At 68.4% G+C, this 632-nt stretch carries 1 protein-coding gene; it reads right to left on the reverse strand.

What is annotated here, in order from left to right:
• On the reverse strand, window positions 1-632 hold a 632-nt coding region (locus tag IE260_RS41150; protein WP_189881036.1), incomplete at both ends, for a flavodoxin-dependent (E)-4-hydroxy-3-methylbut-2-enyl-diphosphate synthase.

Raw genomic sequence — 632 nt, forward strand, 5'->3', positions numbered from 1 at the left:
CGGATGGTGTCGCCGATGCCCTGCGAGAGGAGCGCGCCGAAGGCGACCGCCGACTTGATCGTGCCCTGGAACGCCGGGCCGGCCTCGGTCACGCCGAGGTGCAGCGGGTAGTCGCACTGGGCGGCGAGCTGCCGGTAGGCCTCGATCATCACGACCGGGTCGTTGTGCTTGACCGAGATCTTGATGTCCCGGAAGTCGTGCTCCTCGAAGAGCGACGCCTCCCACAGCGCGCTCTCGACCAGTGCCTCGGGCGTCGCCTTGCCGTACTTCTCCAGCAGGCGCCGGTCCAGCGAGCCCGCGTTCACGCCGATGCGGATCGGCGTGCCGTGGTCCTTCGCCGCCTTCGCGATCTCCTTGACCTGGTCGTCGAACTTCTTGATGTTGCCCGGGTTGACGCGGACCGCCGCGCAGCCGGCCTCGATCGCGGCGAAGACGTACTTCGGCTGGAAGTGGATGTCCGCGATCACCGGGATCTGCGACTTCTTCGCGATCACCGCGAGGGCGTCGGCGTCGTCCTGCGTCGGACAGGCCACGCGGACGATCTGGCAGCCCGACGCCGTCAGCTCGGCGATCTGCTGCAGCGTGGCACCGATGTCGGACGTGCGGGTCGTGGTCATCGACTGCACCGACAC

The sequence above is a fragment of the Streptomyces viridiviolaceus genome, assembly GCF_014650995.1.
Lineage (GTDB): Bacteria > Actinomycetota > Actinomycetes > Streptomycetales > Streptomycetaceae > Streptomyces > Streptomyces viridiviolaceus.